13 protein-coding genes are annotated in these 12,994 nt (G+C 65.9%); 6 read left to right on the top strand and 7 right to left on the bottom strand.

Annotated features, from left to right (window positions below; genetic code table 11):
- Nucleotides 1-68: 68 nt before the first annotated feature.
- The 3 genes from ACFPAH_RS18880 to ACFPAH_RS18870 form a co-directional block, all read right to left on the bottom strand.
- Nucleotides 69-1,271, bottom strand: a complete 1,203-nt coding sequence (locus ACFPAH_RS18880; RefSeq protein ID WP_379748381.1) for a PLP-dependent aminotransferase family protein — start codon at nt 1,269-1,271, stop codon at nt 69-71.
- A 110-nt stretch (nt 1,272-1,381) separates the two neighbouring features.
- Nucleotides 1,382-1,843: a RidA family protein gene (locus ACFPAH_RS18875; RefSeq protein ID WP_379748379.1), complete on the bottom strand. Its 462-nt coding sequence runs from the start codon at nt 1,841-1,843 to the stop codon at nt 1,382-1,384.
- 82 nt (nt 1,844-1,925) lie between these two features.
- A complete protein-coding gene (locus ACFPAH_RS18870; RefSeq protein WP_379748377.1) occupies nt 1,926-2,531 on the bottom strand; it encodes a hypothetical protein in 606 nt (201 codons plus the stop codon).
- A gap of 186 nt (nt 2,532-2,717) precedes the next feature.
- Here ACFPAH_RS18870 and ACFPAH_RS18865 point away from each other — a divergent pair, with 186 nt between their 5' ends.
- Together ACFPAH_RS18865 and htpG are read left to right on the top strand one after the other, a co-directional pair.
- Complete coding sequence (locus ACFPAH_RS18865) at nt 2,718-3,548, top strand: hypothetical protein (RefSeq protein WP_379748375.1); 831 nt, start codon at nt 2,718-2,720, stop codon at nt 3,546-3,548.
- Nucleotides 3,549-3,687: 139 nt separating this feature from the next.
- Complete coding sequence (gene htpG / locus ACFPAH_RS18860; RefSeq protein ID WP_379748373.1) at nt 3,688-5,607, top strand: molecular chaperone HtpG; 1,920 nt, start codon at nt 3,688-3,690, stop codon at nt 5,605-5,607.
- A 42-nt stretch (nt 5,608-5,649) separates the two neighbouring features.
- On the opposite strand, the gene ACFPAH_RS18855 is transcribed toward htpG, so the two are convergent.
- Genes ACFPAH_RS18855 through kynU form a run of 4 tightly spaced genes read right to left on the bottom strand, consistent with a single transcriptional unit; the run spans nt 5,650 to nt 9,526 of the window.
- A complete protein-coding gene (locus tag ACFPAH_RS18855; protein ID WP_379748370.1) occupies nt 5,650-6,804 on the bottom strand; it encodes an acyltransferase family protein in 1,155 nt (384 codons plus the stop codon).
- Nucleotides 6,805-6,827: 23 nt separating this feature from the next.
- Nucleotides 6,828-7,379 carry an RBBP9/YdeN family alpha/beta hydrolase gene (locus tag ACFPAH_RS18850; protein ID WP_379748368.1) on the bottom strand — a complete coding sequence of 184 codons (552 nt, stop codon included), beginning with the start codon at nt 7,377-7,379 and terminating at the stop codon, nt 6,828-6,830.
- 37 nt (nt 7,380-7,416) lie between these two features.
- Nucleotides 7,417-8,259 carry a tryptophan 2,3-dioxygenase gene (gene kynA / locus ACFPAH_RS18845; protein WP_379748366.1) on the bottom strand — a complete coding sequence of 281 codons (843 nt, stop codon included), beginning with the start codon at nt 8,257-8,259 and terminating at the stop codon, nt 7,417-7,419.
- Between the two features lie 7 nt (nt 8,260-8,266).
- Nucleotides 8,267-9,526: a kynureninase gene (gene kynU, locus ACFPAH_RS18840; RefSeq protein WP_379748364.1), complete on the bottom strand. Its 1,260-nt coding sequence runs from the start codon at nt 9,524-9,526 to the stop codon at nt 8,267-8,269.
- Nucleotides 9,527-10,147: 621 nt separating this feature from the next.
- On the opposite strand from kynU, the gene flhD reads away from it, so the two are divergent.
- The 4 genes from flhD (at nt 10,148) to motA (ending at nt 12,942) form a co-directional block, all read left to right on the top strand.
- Nucleotides 10,148-10,465: a flagellar transcriptional regulator FlhD gene (gene flhD / locus ACFPAH_RS18835; RefSeq protein WP_379748362.1), complete on the top strand. Its 318-nt coding sequence runs from the start codon at nt 10,148-10,150 to the stop codon at nt 10,463-10,465.
- Between the two features lie 59 nt (nt 10,466-10,524).
- Nucleotides 10,525-11,118: a flagellar transcriptional regulator FlhC gene (gene flhC / locus ACFPAH_RS18830; protein ID WP_379748360.1), complete on the top strand. Its 594-nt coding sequence runs from the start codon at nt 10,525-10,527 to the stop codon at nt 11,116-11,118.
- A gap of 36 nt (nt 11,119-11,154) precedes the next feature.
- On the top strand, nt 11,155-11,931 hold the full coding sequence (locus tag ACFPAH_RS18825) for a class I SAM-dependent methyltransferase (RefSeq protein WP_379748358.1): 777 nt from the start codon (nt 11,155-11,157) through the stop codon (nt 11,929-11,931).
- A gap of 150 nt (nt 11,932-12,081) precedes the next feature.
- Entirely contained in the window at nt 12,082-12,942 is an 861-nt protein-coding gene (gene motA / locus ACFPAH_RS18820; RefSeq protein ID WP_379748356.1) for a flagellar motor stator protein MotA, read from the top strand.
- Nucleotides 12,943-12,994 lie beyond the last annotated feature (52 nt).

The raw sequence follows: 12,994 nt of genomic DNA, 5'->3' as shown, positions 1-12,994 counted from the left end.
CGCCATGCACCTTGCATGACCGAGCGTCCGGCCCGCATCGGCCGTGGCGAGCACGGCCCGGCCGCCGCTTACAGCTGGGCGGCGATCAGCTTGCCGAGGATGGCGATGCCTTCGCGGATGCGCTCCGGCGGCACCGTCACGAAGGACAGGCGCAGCGTGTTGGTTTCGGCGTCGGTGGCGTAGAACGGCGCGCCCGGCACGAAGGCGACGCGCGCGGCGATGGCCTGGTCGAGCAGCTTCATGGCGTCGATCGACTTCGGCAGCGTGACCCAGATGAACATGCCGCCATCCGGCTTGGTCCAGCTCACTTGCGCCGGGAAGTGCTCGGCCATCGCGTCGAGCATCGCCCGGCACTGGTTGCCGTAGAGCGTGCGGATGGTCGGGATATGCTCGTCGAGGAAGCCGTCCTTCACCACTTCGTGCACCACCATCTGGGTCAGCTGGGCGGTGTGGAGGTCGGCCGCCTGCTTGGCCAGTTCCAGGCGGCGCACCAGCGGCAGCGGCGCGCACACGTAGCCGAGGCGGATGCCGGGCGTGAGCACTTTCGAGAACGAGCCCATGTAGATGACGCCTTCCGGGTTCATCGCCACCATCTTCGGCATCGGCTCGCCCGAGTACGACAGCGATCCGTAGGGATCGTCCTCGATCAGCGGCAGGCCGAGCGAGGCGCAGGTGTCGACCAGTTCGCGCCGGCGGGCCAGGGACAGCGAGCGCCCGGTCGGGTTCTGGAAGTTCGGCAGCGAATAGAGCAGGCGCGCGCGGTTGGCGACCGAGGCCACGGCGGCGATCGAAGACGGCACCAGGCCGTCGTCGTCGGTGGCGACCGAGGCGAATTCCGGGCGGTACACCGAGAAGGCTTGCAGCGCGCCCAGGTAGCTCGGGGTTTCGACCAGCACCCGGCTGCCTTCGTCGATCAGCACCTTGCCGATCAGGTCGAGCGCCTGCTGCGAACCCGACACCATCAGGATCTGCTCCGGCAGGATCTTCGCGCCTTCGGTCGACAGGGAGTTCGCGATCCATTCGCGCAGCGGGGCGTAGCCGTCGGTCGGGCCGTATTGCAGGGCCACCTTGCCGGTCTCCGAGAGCACCTTGTCGTAGGCCGCCTTCATGCGCTCGACCGGGAAGGTCGCGGGCGAGGGCAGGCCGCCGGCGAACGAGATGATCTCGGGACGCTGGGTGATCTTCAGGATTTCGCGGATGAACGAGCTTTGCAGGCCCTGCGCGCGTTCGGAAAACTGCCACGGGAAGGGACGGGATTGTTCGATGGTCATGCTGGTCTCACTGATAAGTGCCGCCGGCCGCTGAGGCCACGATGGGCGTGCCGGTAAGCCGCCCGCGAAGGGCCGGGCGGGTAGCCCGGCCCGTGAATTGCCTGGCTCGTTTACGCCACTTCGACGATCATTTCGATCTCGACGCAGGCGCCGCGCGGGATCTGCGCCACGCCGAAGGCCGAGCGTGCGTGCTTGCCGGCGTCGCCGAAGACTTCGCCGAACAGTTCGGAGGCGCCGTTGGTGACCAGGTGCTGCTCGGTGAAGTCCGGGGTCGAGTTCACCAGGCTCATCAGCTTGACGATGCGCTTGACGCGGTTCAGGTCGCCGCCGCAGGCGTCCTGCAGCGTGCCCATCAGGTCGATCGCGATCGCGCGCGCAGCGGCCTGGCCGTCGGCAGTGGTCTTGTCCTTGCCCAGCTGGCCGGCGTTGACCGAGCCGTCCGCGTTCTTCGCGATGTGGCCGGAGACGAAGACCAGGTTGCCGGTCTGGACGTACATGACGTAGGCGGCGGCCGGGGCGGCGGCTGGTTGCAGGGTGATGTTGAGTTCTTTGAGTTTGTCGTAGACGGACATGGCATTTCCGGTTGCGGTGGATGAAGCCGGTATTGTACGACTTGAAAGCCCGGATGGACACCGGCGCGCGGCAACCGTCGCGCTAGCCCGGCGCAGCGCCGGCCGCGTCGCGCATGCGCCTGAACGCGGCCAACACCCGCGAGCCGGGTTCGTCCCCGCGCCGGAGGTAGCCCGCCGCGTGGTAGGCGTAGTAATAACTGGTCACGCGGCGCCCGGTGGTGTCCAGGAAGCGCGGGTTGTCGAGGAAGAAACGCCCGTAGGAGAGCGGGTCGAGCGCCGGGAGCGCGTCTTCGATCGCCTGCACGATCTCGACCACGTATTCGCCCGCCAGCCGGACGACAAAGGGAATGACCCATGGCTCGGGCGCCTCGAGCAGGCGGCGCAGGCAGGCTTCGCGCACGAAGCCGTCGTGGTGGCGGCTGCCGAGGCAGAGGGCGAGCAGGCCGTCGAGACCGCCGGCATGGGTAGCTGTCGTCAAGCGTGCCGGTTGATAGTAGACCCGCTCGGGTAGCTGCAGCGTTTCGACGCCGACGCTCACGGCGAAAGCGCCGATTGGCGCATGACTCTCGCCCTGCGCAAGCCAGCCGGCGACCCGGCGCGCCGCCGCGGCATGGACGCGCGGGAAAGCGCGGGCGCCGTCGAATGGCAGCGGCGGCGTCATTGCGGGGCCGCGTGGGGAAGCAGTCATGTGATGTGGGTCAATTCATGAGAATTGTCGCTGAGTATAGGCCGTTTTCATGCTTATTTTCATGCTTAATTTCTCATCAATTATCACAGCGCGTCCTCGGCCGGCGCGCTTTGGTGTTGTCGCTTTATTATTTCCTCATGGTATCATTCAGGATCGCCGCGCTGCGGCTTGCCGTGAGGCCCACCGATGAATGCCGTGCTCGCACTCAAGCTGTTGCTCGTGCCCCTGTTGATCTGGCTGGTGACCCTGGCAGGGCGCCGCTGGGGTCCGGGCGTGGCCGGCTGGCTGTCCGCCTTTCCGATCGTCGCCGGTCCGATCCTGTTCGTGCTGACCATCGAACAGGGCGCGGGTTTTGCGGCGAGCGCGGCCGAGGGCACGCTGCTGGCGGTGGTGGCGATCCTCGTGTTCAGCGTCGTGTATGCCTGGGCCTCGGGGTGGTGCAAGGTGGCCGGGTCGATGGCGCTGGCGCTGCTGGCATGGGGCGCGGCCGTGGCAGCCCTGCGCTCGCTGCCCTTGCCGCTGGCGGGGGCTGCCATCCTGGTCTGGTGCGCGCTGCTGGTGGCGGCCAGGCTGTTTCCGGCAGTGCCTCAGGTACCAGCGCAGGCACCAGCGCAGGCACCAGCGCAGGCCCCGGCAGCGACAGGCGCGCACCGCAGCGACCTGCCGTGGCGCATGCTCGCCGGCGCCGTGCTGGTGCTTGCCGTCAGCACCGCCGCGGCCCGGCTCGGCGCGCGCCTGTCCGGCTTCTTCGCGATGTTCCCCGTCATGGGCACGGTACTGGTCGGATTCGCCCATGCCGGCCGCGGCCGCGCCGACGCGGTCGCCCTGTTGCGCGGCATGGTGACGGGGTATGTCGGGTTCTCCGTCTTTTGCGTCGTGCTTGCCGCGCAGCTGCGCGAAGGCGCAGTCGGCTCGGCCTTCGCGCTGGCGCTGGGCTGCGCGCTGGCCGTGCACCTGGCGGCGCGCCGCCTGCTGGCCGTGCCGGCGCCCGCGGCGCTGCCGGCGAACAAGGTCTAGCCCGATGGCCGTGGCAAGGGTGTTGCGGTTTTCGTAAGATTCCTTGTATAACAGACCTCTTGAAAAGCAGCACACCCACCCAATATTGCTGCAGTCCGCACAACTCTTATCGTCAACCCGTATCACCACGAGGAACAACATGGCTGTCGCCGAAAAAGAAACCCTTGGCTTTCAAGCTGAAGTAAAACAGCTGCTGCAACTGATGATTCACTCCTTGTATTCTAACAAGGAGATCTTCCTGCGCGAACTGATCTCGAACGCGTCCGACGCGGCCGACAAGCTGCGCTTCGAGGCGATCAACAACGACGCCCTCTACGGTAACGACCACGAGCTGAAGATCCGCGTCACCTTCGACAAGGACGCGCGCACCATCACGATTTCCGACAACGGCATCGGCATGAGCCGCGAGGAGGTCATTTCCCACCTCGGCACCATCGCCAAGTCGGGCACCAAGGAATTCTTCAGCAAGCTCTCCGGCGACCAGCAGGCCGACGCGGCCCTGATCGGCCAGTTCGGCGTCGGCTTCTATTCGGGCTTCATCGTCGCCGACCGGATCATCGTCAATACCCGCCGCGCCGGCGCCTTCCTTTCCGACGGCGTGCGCTGGGAATCGAGCGGCGAGGGCGACTACAGCATCGAGACCATCGAGAAGGCGAGCCGCGGCACCGACGTCATCCTGCACCTGCGCGCCGGCGAGGAAGAGCTGCTGTCGTCCTGGAAGCTGAAATCGATCATCCGCAAGTACTCCGACCACATCTCGCTGCCGATCGTGATGCAGAAGGAAGAGTGGGACGAAGAAAAGAAGCAGACCGTGCTGAAGGACGAGTTCGAGACCATCAACCAGGCCAGCGCGCTGTGGGCACGCCCCCGCAACGAGGTCACGAAAGAGCAGTACGACGAGTTCTACAAGCACGTCTCGCACGACTTCCAGGAGCCGCTCGCCTACACCCACAACCGGGTCGAAGGCCGCAGCGAATACACCCAGCTGCTGTACGTGCCGAGCCACGCCCCGTTCGACCTGTGGGACCGCAACAAGCGCGGCGGGATCAAGCTGTACGTCAAGCGCGTCTTCATCATGGACGACGCCGAGCAGCTGATGCCGACCTACCTGCGCTTCGTGAAGGGCGTGATCGACTCGGCCGACCTGCCGCTGAACGTCTCGCGCGAAATCCTGCAGGAGTCGCGCGACGTGCGCGTGATCCGCGAAGGCTCGACCAAGCGCGTGCTGGGCATGCTCGAGGAAATGGCGAACGCCGAGGAGCAGGAAGGCAAGGACAAGTACGCGACCTTCTGGAAGGAATTCGGCCAGGTGCTGAAAGAGGGCATCGGCGAGGACGCGGCCAACAAGGACCGCATCGCCAAGCTGCTGCGCTTCGCTTCCACCGCCAACGAAGGCGACGAGCAGACCGTCTCGCTGGCCGACTACGTCGCCCGCATGAAGGAAGGCCAGGACAAGATTTATTATGTCGCCGCCGACAGCTACAACGCCGCCAAGAACAGCCCGCACCTGGAAATCTTCCGCAAGAAGGGCGTCGAAGTGCTGCTCATGACCGACCGTGTCGACGAGTGGATGCTGTCCTTCCTGACCGAATTCGAAGGCAAGGAACTGGCTTCGGTCGCCAAGGGCGGCCTCGATCTCGGCAAGCTGGAAGACGAGGCCGAGAAGAAGGAACACGAAGAGACCGAGACCCAGTACAAGGAGCTGGTCGAGCAGATGAAGACCGCGCTGCTTGACAAGGCCAAGGACGTGCGCGTGACCTTCCGCCTGACCGACTCGCCGGCCTGCCTGGTCGCGGACGAGCACGAGCTGTCGGCCAACCTGGTGCGCATGCTGAAAGCCGCGGGCCAGAACGCGCCGGACTCGAAGCCCATCCTCGAGATCAACCCGAACCACCCGCTGGTGACGCGCCTGAAGTACGAAGACGCGAGCGGCACCCGCTTCGCCGACTGGTCGCACATCCTGTTCGACCAGGCGATGCTGGCCGAAGGCGGCAGCCTGACCGATCCGGCGAGCTTCGTGAAGCGCCTCAACGAGATGCTGCTGGCGACCGCCAAGTAAGCGTCTGCCTCACATGAAAGCCGGGCCGATGGCCCGGTTTTTTTACGTCCGGCGGACCTGGCGCGGCCACCACGCGGCCGCCAGCCGCTCGAACTGCCTCCCGAACCACCACTTGCGCTGCTCGGTCACCTGTCCCACCAGCCAGGTGACGGCCGCAATGGCCGCCAGCAGCAGGGCCAGGTCGACGGCGCTGCCCGGGTCGTGCGGGTACAGCACCAGCCACAGGCGCATCACCAGCACATGCACCAGGTAGAGCGTAAAGGTGTAGGAAGCCAGCCCGCGCACCGGGCGCTCGATGCGCAGCAGGCTGGAAAAGCCCGCGCTTTTCGCGCACAGGAAGTTGGCCGCCACCAGCAGGCAGACGACATAGTCGGCCAGGAAGCGGTCCGCGCTTTTCAGCGGCAGGCCGGGGAAGGGCCAGATGTCGCGGGCCAGCGCGCGCAGCGCGTCGTCGGTCCCCGTCTCCTTGAACAGCACCAGCAGCCCCAGGCTCGCGCCCCATCCGAGCAGGGCCAGCGGGCGGTTGAAAACCAGCCCCTGCTGCCAGCGGTAGACCAGCACCCCGGCCGCCCATACCGGCAGCAGCAGCCACAGTTTCGGCCCCATGAGGAGCAGCAGGGAAGCGCCGGCGACGATGCGGCGCCGTCCGCGCAGGTAGTACAGGGCGCCGAACAGCACGTAGTACCAGACCTCGTAGCCGAGCGACCACCAGGGCGCCAGCAGCGGCGGCGGCTCGGAGATCGTCCACAGCTCGCCCATGAAGAGCAGGTGCAGCGGCAGGTAGAGCCAGGGCTTGGCGAGCTGGTAGAACTGCTTGCCGGGCGCGAGCCCGGCCGCAGCCAGCGCCGCCGCCAGCGCGAAGGCCAGCACCAGCAGCGGCAGGGCCACCGAGTAGATGCGGGTGCAGCGCGCCAGGCAATAGCCGCGCAAGTCGGTGTTCTTGTGGCGGGTGGTATGGGCGATCACGAAACCGGACAGCACGAAGAACACCACCACCGATTCGCGGCCGAGGTCGAGCAGCCAGGCGTCGCGCTGCGCGCCGATGATGCCGTACGGGCCGAGGTGGCTGGCCACCACCAGCACGGCCGCAAGGAAGCGGCAGCAGTCGAGGTAGAGCGACAACGGGCGCGCGAGGGGCGCGGCGGGCGGCGTCAAGGCGGCGCCTGTGGCCGCAGGGGCCGGGGCAGGGGCGGCCATGGGCACGCTGCAGGGACCGATGGTCAGCGCGCCGGGCGCAGCTGCGCGCAGAAGTCGCGCAGCATCCGCTCGCCTTCCGGCCAGTCGCCGTAGCCGGCATCGGCATTCACGTGGTCGGCGTCGCCGATCTCGACATGGCTGCTGCCCCAGGCGGTGGCAAAGGCCAGTGCGCGCTCGCGCGTGACGAAGGGGTCATTGGTGCTGGCCAGAACCATGCTGGGGAAGGGCAGGCGGGCCATCGGGACCGGGGCGAAGCCGTTGGCCTCGATCGGGTAGGACCCGGCCTCGACGTCGCTCGGCGCGACCAGGAAGGCGCCGGCCACGCGCAGCGGCGAGTTGGATGCGGCCCAGTGCGCGGCCAGGATGCAGCCCAGGCTGTGCGCGACCAGCACCGGCGCGCCGTCGCAGGCGGCGATGGCGGCGTCGAGCTCGGCGACCCATTCGGCGCGCGCCGGGTCGTTCCAGTCGCGGTGCTCGAGGCGCCGCCATGCGGGATGGCGGGCATGCCACAGCGACTGCCAGTGCTGCGGGCCCGAATTCCACAGGCCCGGAAGAATCAGTACGTCGCCATCCATGGAGCCTCCTGACGTTGTCGGGCCTATTCTACGTGGATTAGAGGGCGGTACGCAGCGCGAACAGTTCGGGAAACAACACCACGTCGAGCATCTTGCGCAGGTAGCTCACGCCGGCGGTGCCGCCGGTGCCCGTCTTGAAGCCGATGATGCGCTCGACCGTGGTGACGTGGCGGAAGCGCCAGAAGCGGAAGGCGGTCTCCAGGTCGACCAGCTTTTCGGCCAGTTCGTACAGGCCCCAATGCCGGTCGGGCGCCTGGTAGACGGCGAGCCAGGCCGCCTTGACCGATTCGTCGGCCTCGGTCGGCAGGGTGGCGTTGCGTGCCAGGCGCTCGGGCGCGATCGTGAAGCCGCTGCGCGCCAGCAGGGCAATCGCCTCGTCGTAGACCGAGGGCGTGTGCAGTTCGCGCTCGAGGATGGCGTGCGCCGGCGGGTTCTTTTCGTGCACCGCCAGCAGCGCCGCGTTCTTGTTCCCGAGGATGAATTCGAGCTCGCGGTACTGGTGCGACTGGAAGCCGGAAGAAGCGCCGAGATAGGGCCGGATCGCCGTGTACTCGGACGGCGTCATGGTCGCCAGCACATCCCAGGCATGCACCAGCTGGTCCATGATGCGGGCCACCCGCGCCAGCATCTTGAAGGCCGGATCGAGTTCGCCGGCGCGCAGCTGCACGCGCACCGCGGCCAGCTCGTGCAGCATCAGCTTGACCCACAGTTCGCTGGTCTGGTGCTGGATGATGAACAGCATCTCGTTGTGGTTCGGCGACAGCGGATGCTGGGCCGACAGGATCTGGCCCAGGCCCAGGTAGTCGCCGTAGCTCATCGACTCCTTGAAGTCCATTTTGGCGCCGTGCCATTCGGCCGGCTTGTCGTGCTTGTCGCTCATGGCGGCCTCAGGTCACGTTGCTGCGCGCGGCAGCGACATCGTAGTCTTCGCGCTCCAGGATGTCGCGCAGGATCGCGACCGCATCGAACACGTCCGCAAAGCGGGTGTAGAGCGGGGTGAAGCCGAAGCGCATGATCTCCGGCTCGCGGTAGTCGCCGATCACGCCGCGCGCGATCAGGGCCGCCATCACCGCATAACCGTGCGGATGGGTGAAGCTGACCTGGCTGCCGCGCCGCGCATGCTCGCGCGGCGTGACCAGGCCGAGCGGGTGGGCGGCGCAGGTGGTTTCGACCAGCTCGATGAAGAGGTCGGTCAAGGCGAGGGACTTGGCGCGGATCGCCTCCATGCCGGTCTCCTCGAAGATCTCGAGGCCGCATTCGACCAGCGCCAGCGACACGACCGGCTGGGTGCCGCACAGGGCGCGGCCGATCCCCTCAACAGGCGCAAACCCGTGCGCCATCGCGAACGGTTGCGCATGGCCCCACCAGCCGGTCAGCGGATGGGCGAACTGGGCCTGGTGGCGCTGCGGCACCCAGATGAAGGCGGGGGCGCCGGGGCCGGCGTTCAGGTATTTATAGGTGCAGCCGACCGCGAAGTCGGCTTCGGCGCCGCGCAGGTCGACCGGCACCGCGCCGGCCGAATGGGCCAGGTCCCAGACCACCAGCGCGCCGTTCTGGTGCGCGTGGCGGGTCAGCGCCGCCATGTCGTGCTGGTAGCCGGTGCGGTAGTTGACGTGGGTGAGCATCAGGACGGCGCAGTCGGCGTCGACCGCGGCCGGCAGTTCCTCGATCGAATCGACCAGGCGCACGCGGTAGCCGCGCTCGAGCCAGCTGGTGAGGCCTTCGGCCATATAGATATCGGTCGGGAAGTTGCTGCGTTCGGTGACGATCGTGCGCCGCGCCGCATTCGGCCCCTCGGCCTGGATGCGCAGGGCGGCAGCGAGCGCCTTGAACAGGTTCAGCGAGGTGGTGTCGGTGACGGCGACCTCGCCGCTGCCCGCGCCGATCAGGGGCGCCAGGCGGTCGCCCAGGCGTTTCGGCATGTCGAACCAGCCGGCCGTGTTCCAGCTGCGGATCAGGTCCTGGCCCCATTCGCGCGCTACCACCTCATGGGCGCGGGCCAGCGCCGCGCGCGGGCGGGCGCCAAGCGAATTGCCGTCCAGGTAGATGAGGCCTTGCGGCAGGTCGAAGCGCTCGCGCAAGGGCGCGAGCGGGTCTTGCGCATCGCGTGCGAGGCAATCGGCGCGGGTGATCGTGGAAGCGTTCATAGGTGGCGTATCCAATGGAGGCGGCAGGGCCTGATGGGGCGGCAGTGTAGCAAGAAAAGACCGGCGCAAGCCACCAAGCGATGACGTTTTGTTATTTTCGCAGGCCGCACCGGCCCGGTTTGAACTTTTTTAAGTTTTTTTGCCAACAAGCCTAAAGTTCCCGGCGGCCCGGCCGTAAAGGGTACAGAGGGCAGAAACGGGGCCGCTAAAAAATATTTTAAAAATATTTCAAAACAACCCTAAAGTTCTCGTCACCCCTGCCGTTAAAGGGGTGGAAGGGCAGGAAGCAGGCCTGAAAAATAGTTCAGGACAGCCCTCAAGTTTCGGTTTTGGTTGTCGTTAATCAATCTGAAGCTACAAATAAGCAACACATGAGCGTATCCGCGGCCGGCGTTCCGGCAGTCAAAACGGCCCGCTCGACAACATCGAAAATGCCTCCTTTTCATAGGAGCGCCTCCCCCATCCGCGAGGGTTTGTCAGACAAACTCCTATGGCGGATGCCGTCTTTTGCGGACGCAAAATACAGACTTCCTCCGATTTGCGAAAAGTTTCCACACAGTCAGAATCTATCTCACTGGCAACACACACAGCCAGGCACAACGAAACGACGGAGAGTGGAAGATGACTGCAAACGACATGATGGCTGAAATCCGGGATGCGAACCTGAGCTACCTGATGCTGGCCCAGCAGATGATCCGCAGCGACAAGGTCACCGCCATCTTCCGTCTCGGTATCTCGGCCGACATCGCCGACCTGATCGAAGGCATGAGCAATGCCCAGATCCTGAAGCTTGCCGGCGGCAACATGATGCTGGCCCGTTTCCGCTTCGACGACACCGCCATCCTGTCGATGCTCACCAGCCACACCAAGGACCGCGCCCTGGCCCAGTCCCACGCCGCCATCCTGATGGCCGGTCAGCCTGCGGAAGAAATTGCCTAAAAGATCCCGACGCTCCGCTCCGATGGTGTAGGATGAGGCCGGTTGAAGCCGGAGCAGTGATGAGTAAAAAAAGCGTCGTATCTGAAGCGCAGGAAATCCAGCTCGCGATCGAGCTGATCAATTTGGGAGCGCGCCTGCAGCTCCTCGAAAGCGAAGTCTCGCTGTCGCGCGAGCGCCTGATCAAGCTGTACAAGGAACTGAAGGGCATGTCGCCGCCGAAGGGCATGCTGCCTTTCTCGACCGACTGGTTCCTGACCTGGCAGCCCAACATCCATTCCTCGCTGTTCATCAACATCTATTACTTCCTGGTCGAACACGCCGGCGCTTCCGGCGTCCAGGCAGTCATGAAGGCCTATAAACTCTACCTCGAACAGATGCCGGCCGCGCCCGGCGAAGAGCCGCTGCTCTCGCTGACCCGCGCCTGGACCCTGGTCCGTTTCTTCCAGAGCAACATGCTGGCGCTGGCGCCCTGCGGCAAGTGCAAGGGCAAATTCGTCGTCAACGCCTTCGACCTCAACAGCGATTACCTGTGCGGCCTGTGCCACATGCCCTCGCGCGCCGGCAAGACGCGCAAGGCCAAGGATGCCGCCAACGCCCAGGCCGAGGCTGACCGCGCGGAAAGCGCCCGCCAGGATCTTGAGCGCGGCGCCTGACCGACCCGCGATGCGCCCGCAGTTGCGGAGCCGGCCTTGAGCGGCGCCGGCCGGCTCGCCCGGCTGTGGCGCGCGCCCTCGGTACGCGCCTTGCTGTGCCAGCTGGCCGCTTTTCCGCTGACCCTGGCCGCGGTCTACCTGCTGGCCCGCGCCGGCTGCCGTCCCTCCTATTTCCATGCCGCCTTGCTGCAGGGCCTGTTCGCGGCGCTGCTGACCTGGCGCTGGCGCCTCGCCCCGTGGTGGGTTGCGATCGGCGCCGCGTTCCCGCTGGCCCTGCATGGCGCCAGCGGCAGCGCCGTGCCGCCAGGCATCTTTCTCGGCATCTTCCTGTTCATGCTGCTGCTGTACTGGTCGACCTTCCGCACCCAGGTGCCGTATTACCCGTCCGGCACGGCGGCCTGGGCCGTGGTGGCCGGGCAGTTGCAGCAGGACAGGGCCATCAAGGTGATCGACATCGGCAGCGGCCTGGGCGGGCTGGTGCTCGACCTGGCGCGGCGCCGGCCCGACGCCGAGGTCACCGGGATCGAGCTGGCGCCGCTGCCCTGGCTGGCGAGCTGGCTGCGCGCCCGGGCCACGGGCAGCCGCGCCCGTTTCGTCCTGGGCGACTACGAGCGCTGCGATTTTGCCGGCTTCGATGCCGTGTTCGCCTACCTGTCGCCGGCCGCGATGACGGCGCTCTGGCACAAGGCGCGGCGCGAGATGCGTCCCGGCTCGCTCTTGATGAGTTATGAGTTCGCCATCGAGGGCCATCCGCCGAGCCTGTCGCTGCGTTTGCCCGAGACCGGCAGAACTCTTTATATATGGCACTTTTAGGCGACAACTCGGGCCTTTTTACTTGCCCGTAGGCCATTCTCCAGCTATTGTTCCAGCTGTAGTAGTTCCGCACGTAAATATTTCTCTGAGACACTCTGTCTTGGGTGTTGCGATCTTCTGGCCCGGTCCGGCCGCCTTCTGGAGCAGCTTTTGTTAGTCATTCTCGGTTACGTCATCGTCTGCGCCTCGGTGTTCGGCGGCTTTATCCTGGCTGGCGGCCATGCGGCCATCCTGTTCCAGCCGATCGAGCTCCTGATGATCGGCGGCGCGGCCGTGGGCGCATTCTTTGTCGGTAACAACAACAAGTCGATCAAGGCGACCATGAAGGCGCTGCCCTCGGTGTTCAAGGGCTCGCAGTACACGCGCGACATGTACATGGAGCTGATGGCGCTCCAGTTCGACGTGCTGTCGAAGGTGCGCAAGGAAGGCCTGATGTCGATCGAAGGCGATATCGAGGCGCCCGAAGCGAGCCCGCTGTTCTCGAAGTACCCGCTGGTGCTGGCCGACCACCACATCATCGAATTCATGACCGACTACCTGCGCCTGATGGTGTCGGGGAACATGGACGCCTTCCAGATCGAGAACCTGATGGACAACGAGATCGAGACCCACCACCACGAAGGCGCGGTGCCGGCCCACGTGATCGCCAAGCTGGGCGACGGCCTGCCGGCCTTCGGTATCGTGGCCGCGGTCATGGGCGTGGTGCACACCATGGAGTCGGTCGGCATTCCGCCGGCCGAACTCGGCATCCTGATCGCCAAGGCCCTGGTCGGCACCTTCCTCGGCATCCTGCTGGCCTATGGTTTCGTGACGCCGCTGGCGAGCCAGCTCGAGCAGAAGCTGGACGAATCCTCGAAGATGTTCCAGTGCGTGAAAGTGACCCTGCTCGCCAGCCTGAACGGCTACGCGCCGGCCCTGGCCGTCGAATTCGGCCGCAAGGTGCTGTACTCGACCGAGCGGCCGTCGTTTGCCGAGCTCGAAGAGCACATCAAGAAATCGAAGAGCAAATAATTCCGTATCTTGTCACCCTCATCGCCACCCTTAACCTGAACACCGGACGGAA

Source organism: Massilia sp. GCM10023247 (assembly GCF_042653325.1).
Lineage (GTDB): Bacteria > Pseudomonadota > Gammaproteobacteria > Burkholderiales > Burkholderiaceae_D > Telluria.
The sequence above is the reverse complement of the archived record's forward strand: the minus strand, read 5'-3'. Positions and strand labels throughout refer to the sequence as shown.

Bases quoted from the DNA above. Each gene is read 5' to 3' on its own strand.
- ACFPAH_RS18855 (WP_379748370.1), bottom strand. From the start codon at position 6,804: ATGGCCGCCCCTGCCCCGGCCCCTGCGGCCACAGGCGCCGCCTTGACG.
- htpG (WP_379748373.1), top strand. From the start codon at position 3,688: ATGGCTGTCGCCGAAAAAGAAACCCTTGGCTTTCAAGCTGAAGTAAAA.
- ACFPAH_RS18880 (WP_379748381.1), bottom strand. From the start codon at position 1,271: ATGACCATCGAACAATCCCGTCCCTTCCCGTGGCAGTTTTCCGAACGC.
- flhD (WP_379748362.1), top strand. From the start codon at position 10,148: ATGACTGCAAACGACATGATGGCTGAAATCCGGGATGCGAACCTGAGC.
- ACFPAH_RS18865 (WP_379748375.1), top strand. From the start codon at position 2,718: ATGAATGCCGTGCTCGCACTCAAGCTGTTGCTCGTGCCCCTGTTGATC.
- ACFPAH_RS18875 (WP_379748379.1), bottom strand. From the start codon at position 1,843: ATGTCCGTCTACGACAAACTCAAAGAACTCAACATCACCCTGCAACCA.
- flhC (WP_379748360.1), top strand. From the start codon at position 10,525: ATGAGTAAAAAAAGCGTCGTATCTGAAGCGCAGGAAATCCAGCTCGCG.
- ACFPAH_RS18850 (WP_379748368.1), bottom strand. From the start codon at position 7,379: ATGGATGGCGACGTACTGATTCTTCCGGGCCTGTGGAATTCGGGCCCG.
- ACFPAH_RS18870 (WP_379748377.1), bottom strand. From the start codon at position 2,531: ATGACTGCTTCCCCACGCGGCCCCGCAATGACGCCGCCGCTGCCATTC.
- kynA (WP_379748366.1), bottom strand. From the start codon at position 8,259: ATGAGCGACAAGCACGACAAGCCGGCCGAATGGCACGGCGCCAAAATG.
- kynU (WP_379748364.1), bottom strand. From the start codon at position 9,526: ATGAACGCTTCCACGATCACCCGCGCCGATTGCCTCGCACGCGATGCG.